The organism is Nocardia sp. NPDC060220, from assembly GCF_042727815.1.
Lineage (GTDB): Bacteria > Actinomycetota > Actinomycetes > Mycobacteriales > Mycobacteriaceae > Nocardia.
Genome location: NZ_JBHWZY010000855.1, coordinates 1 through 2,866, shown reverse-complemented (window position 1 = coordinate 2,866; position 2,866 = coordinate 1). Strand labels below are relative to the sequence as shown.

The following is a 2,866-nucleotide window of genomic DNA, read 5'->3' as shown; positions in this document are numbered from 1 at the left end:
CTCCGATCGTGTGCCCCCACAGATCGTTGATCTCCTTGAACCCGTCGAGGTCCAGATAGCAGACCCCGATCGGCGGTTGCGCTTGCGCCAGTCGGTTGAACAGGTGCGGGCGGTTCGGGAGACCGGTGAGCGCGTCGTGATTGGCGTCGTGCCACAGGCGGTCGGCAAGCTGCTTGCGCTCGGTGACATCGACCGCGACGCCGATCAGGAACTCGATACCCCCATCGGTGCCGCGCACCGCCGACATCGACAGGTCGATCGCGGTCACCTGACCGTCGGCATGTAGATGCTCGGTCTCGGTCCGGAAGCTCTCGGATTCGCCGGCGACCATCAACTGGAGTTGTTCGAACGCGAAATTCAGGTTCTGCGGGCCCAGGATGTCGGCGACGGTCCGGCCCGGCATCGTCTCCGGGGTCTGGCCGAGCATATGGGCCATGATGGCGTTGCAGTTGATCACCTGGCCGGTCATGTCGACGGTGCCGATGCCGACGAGCGCGCCGTCGAAGACCGCCTCGAAACGGGCTTCGGAGAGCGCCCGGCGGTTCTCCGCCTCCTGCGCCGCGGCGAGCACCGCGGCCAGCGTGGCCTCCTGCTCGGCCAGCGCGGCGGCCCGCAGCGCCGCGGTGAAGCCTGCCGCGAAGTCGGCGGCCAGGACGATCGCCCGGTCGCGGATCTGCGGTAGCGCGGGGTCGGCCGGGCCGTCGGCGACGAGCTCGACCAGATCGGCACAGATCACCGGCACCGAACGGCTCACCGCCGACGGGTCACGGTAGTTGGCGGCGACCAGCATCCGAGCCGCCCGTCGCGCGATGTCCGGATCCTCCCCACCGCGTGCCGCGTCGATCAGACCGGTGCACAGGGCAGCCAGCATCTCTTCGATCTGCGAGCGGTTGAGGGTAGGAGCTACGACGCCATCGAGGGCATCCGCCCACCGCCGCGCCAGCTCCCACGACCCCACTGCTTCATCCACCTGTCATCGTCTATCGCACCCGCCATGTCAGGCGGTCTACTTCTTGATCGCGACACCGCCCATGCCGAGCGAGCGGCCCGGCTTCTCGTGCTGATCGCGCTCGGACTCGGGCCGCCACAACGGCAACTCGACAACGCCTGGCTCGACCGAATCCCATCCCTCGAACAACGCGACGATCTCATCCTTGGACCGGAAATGAATACCGACCTTGGACTGGTTCACCGAGTGCGTACCCAGTTTACCGGCGTCATCGGGCCGAAGCTCGGAGGTGAGATGTGAAATGGCTATAAAACTACCCGCTGCCACCACTTCGCGCAGCGCTGCCACCTTGCCGACCGGATCGTCCACATCGGGCACCAGATGCAGCACCGCGATCAGCAGCAACCCCACAGGGGCGTCGAAGTCGATCAACCCTGTCTCGCGCACCGCGGCAACCAGGTCGACAGGTTTGCGTAGGTCGGCCTCGATCGCACCCGCGCGCTCGTTGCCCTGCAGAATGGTTCGCGAATGAGCGACGGCCACCGGGTCGATGTCGACGTAGAGCACCGTGGCCTCCGGGTCGAGCTCGTGCACGATCTCGTGCACGTTGCCCGCGGTGGGGATGCCCGATCCGACGTCGAGGAACTGCCGGATTCCGGCATCGAGCATGAAGCGGACCGCCCGGCGCAGAAACGCGCGATTGCTCAGCGCCAACCGCGGCAGGTCTGGAACGAGCCCGGTAGCCATCTCCGCGGCGTCCCGGTCGACCGCGAAGTTGTGCGAGCCGCCGAGCAAAGCGTCGTACATCCGAGCCGGACTCGGATGCTGCATATCGACACCTTCGGGCGCCCATACCGGCCGTTCCATCGAATTCCCCTGTCTGCCATTACCGCACCGCACCCTCGCAACCCGCGATGACGCCTCCCGCATCGTAATCGGCGCCACCGACATCGGCGCGGCTATCCATTAGCGAAAGTCATGGCCTCGACCGATGGTGGTGCCGGGGCCTATTTTTCGGAGCCGTACGGCTGGGCCCACAGGGGGGCCACATCCGGGGTCATAGTGGCGACGACCGGGATACCGGCCGCCAGAAAATTGTCCAGAGCCCTGCGCATATGGTCGGCGGAGGTGATCAGGACAGCTTTGGTCACGCCGAGCGCTTCCATCATGCGCGCCGAGAACTCGGCATTCTGCACGGTGGAACCGGCTTCGGTTTCCGCGTGCAACCGGTTCCTGGCGACACCACGAACATTGAGCCAGTCCGCCATCACCTGTGCCTCGGTGACACCGTTGCGTGGGTTGCCGCCGGTCACGATCACCGGCGAAGCGGGCGACATAAAGGCCTGAATCAGCGCCGCGTGCAAGCGATTACCCAATTCGGGCCGCATCGTGCCATCGGGCAGCAGACCGTATCCGAGCACCACGATCGCCGTCTCGGGGCCGTAGGTGGCCGGCAGCATGATCCCGGCGAGGCCGGCAACCGACCCGACCGCGCCGATCAGTGGATCGGCGGATGGCGCGGCGGCACCGAGTGGCGCGGTCGCGACCGCGCCGACCAGTGCGGCAGGCAGCACCAGGACGGCCGCACAACGGCGCAGTGCCTGGTGAGTGAAGAGCCAGTTCATGGTGACCTCCCGAAGCGACGTCGCATCATCGTCGCTGACCGGAACCGCCGACATGCCCATTTCTGAAATGTTCATGGTTCGGACTGTTCGCCCCGGTCCGGGAGGTATCCTGGGAACGCAAAAAGGCCCTCCAACCGAAGTTGGAGGGCCTTTCGCAAAGATGTTCCGGCAGTGTCCTACTCTCCCACACCCTGTCGAGTGCAGTACCATCGGCGCAGGTGGCCTTAGCTTCCGGGTTCGGAATGGGACCGGGCGTTTCCCCACCGCTATAACTACCGTAACTCTATGAAAC

At 65.8% G+C, this 2,866-nt stretch carries 3 protein-coding genes and 1 rRNA gene; all 4 read right to left on the bottom strand.

Going from position 1 to position 2,866, the window contains the following annotated elements; translation table 11 throughout:
* Positions 1–970: PAS domain S-box protein (locus ACFWF3_RS30760; protein WP_379317212.1), on the bottom strand; the 970-nt coding region annotated here is incomplete at its 3' end.
* A gap of 36 nt (positions 971–1,006) precedes the next feature.
* Positions 1,007–1,816, bottom strand: a complete 810-nt coding sequence (locus ACFWF3_RS30755; protein ID WP_379317210.1) for an SAM-dependent methyltransferase — start codon at positions 1,814–1,816, stop codon at positions 1,007–1,009.
* A gap of 140 nt (positions 1,817–1,956) precedes the next feature.
* Positions 1,957–2,649 carry a YdcF family protein gene (locus ACFWF3_RS30750; protein ID WP_379317208.1) on the bottom strand — a complete coding sequence of 231 codons (693 nt, stop codon included), beginning with the start codon at positions 2,647–2,649 and terminating at the stop codon, positions 1,957–1,959.
* 88 nt (positions 2,650–2,737) lie between these two features.
* A 5S ribosomal RNA gene (gene rrf / locus ACFWF3_RS30745) occupies positions 2,738–2,854 on the bottom strand.
* Positions 2,855–2,866 lie beyond the last annotated feature (12 nt).

Excerpts from the sequence above, each read along its gene's own strand:
- ACFWF3_RS30755 (WP_379317210.1), bottom strand. The coding sequence starts at position 1,816 with ATGGAACGGCCGGTATGGGCGCCCGAAGGTGTCGATATGCAGCATCCG.
- ACFWF3_RS30750 (WP_379317208.1), bottom strand. The coding sequence starts at position 2,649 with ATGAACATTTCAGAAATGGGCATGTCGGCGGTTCCGGTCAGCGACGAT.